General features: G+C 53.8%; 1 protein-coding gene. It reads left to right on the top strand.

The window, feature by feature from the left end; translation table 11 throughout:
* Window positions 1-68: 68 nt before the first annotated feature.
* Window positions 69-800 (top strand): hypothetical protein, encoded by a 732-nt coding sequence (locus tag AC1RO3_RS08055; RefSeq protein ID WP_471783015.1) that lies wholly within the window; start codon window positions 69-71, stop codon window positions 798-800.
* Window positions 801-809: the final 9 nt, after the last annotated feature.

Here is an 809-nt window from a genome sequence, read left to right on the forward strand (position 1 = left end):
TACGCACGATCATACGATTAGCCGCCATAACGGTGGGGCGGACGCGCTTCACAACATGACCACGATATGTGGGCCCTGCAATTGGGAAAAGGGTCGTCGCGAGTACCAACCTCAAGGACAACAAGGAACTCAACATGAGCACTACTGACATGTGGTTTTCGGCCGACCTTCATTTCGGCCACGAACACATTCTCGAATACACGCCGCGAGGCCACTATTTCTCGAACATCGACGAGCACGATCAGTGGATCATTCGTCGTCTGAACGAAGATGTTGGCCCCAAGGGTGTCATCTGGTTTCTTGGTGACCTAAGCTTCCACAACAAATGGAAGACTGGCGCACTCATCGAACAGATCGAGACGCCGAACAAGTTTCTGGTGCTGGGCAATCACGACGACAAGCACATCGAGTTCTACAAGACCAGTGGCTTGTTCCGGGAAGTGCATGAGCATCGCGCTTACATCAAGTTTAATGGGCGCAACATCATTATGGACCACCACCCGATTGCCCACTGGCGTAACTGCCAGCACGGTTACTGGATGCTGCACGGTCACTGCCACGGTGATTTCGACTATGCGACCCACGGGCTCGATCGATATAAGATCGCAGATGTGGGTTGGGATGCGAGCCCGGCTTACGAACTCCGTGACTTGTCACGCATTTACGCGGATCAGCAACTGCGCGCCGCTGGCTTTTCAGTGTCGGCGCGTGCCGAGCAGTATGGACCTATTCCGTTCTCGAAGCTGGCCCCCATCATGGCCGAGCGTGAGGTTAAACCCCATCACGATACTTACCGGTAGTAAATAAAT

Source organism: Dellaglioa sp. CoH-57-MRSF-19, assembly GCF_056781975.1.